The sequence below is a fragment of the Kitasatospora sp. NPDC059803 genome (assembly GCF_042732255.1).
In the GTDB taxonomy this organism is placed as follows: Bacteria; Actinomycetota; Actinomycetes; order Streptomycetales; family Streptomycetaceae; genus Kitasatospora.
In genome coordinates, this window is the sequence record NZ_JBHWIJ010000281.1 from 1 (window position 1) to 814 (window position 814).

Sequence of the window (814 nt, forward strand, 5' to 3'; positions counted from 1 at the left end):
AACCCCGACACCCCCGTCGGCTCCCCCTGCACCACCGGAGCGAACGGCACCTGCTCCGCAACCGGCCTCCCCCTCGGCACCTACTACTGGCAGGAAACCGCCGCACCCCCCGGCTACAACCTGCCGCAGCCCGCGGTGACGACCGTGGTCCTCGACACCGACGGACAGAGCATCCCCGTCACCGTCCAGGACACCAAGACCACCACCCCGACCGGCTCCACCACGGTCACCAAGGTCGACTCCGCCACCGGACAACCACTGGCCGGCGCCACCTTCCAGCTCTGGCACGAAACCAACGGCACCCCCGGCCTCCAAACCACCGGAACCAACCCCGACACCCCCGTCGGCTCCCCCTGCACCACCGGAGCGAACGGCACCTGCTCCGCAACCGGCCTCCCCCTCGGCACCTACTACTGGCAGGAGACCACCGCTCCCCCCGGCTACGAACTGCCCCAGACCGCGGTGACCACGGTCGAGCTGACCGCGGACTGCCCGTGTGTGACGATCACGGTCGAGGACAAGAAGTGCCCGCCGAAGCCGTGTCCGCGCCCGCCGCACTCATGGGCCTCGGCGGACTCATGGACCACGTGGGGCGAATGGAACCTCTGGGACCTGGTGCGCGGCAAGCCTGACCCGAACGAGGATTGCACGCCCGCGTCCCCCACCTCCTGGAAGCGCTCCTGAAGGACCGCTCCGGCGCGAGCGCGTGAGGGCATGACGCAATGGACCGGCCCGGCGGCGCCCCAGCGCCGCCTCCGGCCGCCTGCCGCCCCAGCCCGGCAGGTGTCCAACGCGGTCCCCCGCCAGCTCACCG

1 protein-coding gene is annotated in these 814 nt (G+C 71.6%); it reads left to right on the forward strand.

Annotation, left to right across the window (positions count from 1 at the left end):
* The coding region (locus tag ACFV6I_RS31860; protein WP_380429051.1) for a collagen binding domain-containing protein at positions 1-684 on the forward strand (684 nt) is incomplete at its 5' end.
* Between the last annotated feature and the right edge of the window lie 130 nt (positions 685-814).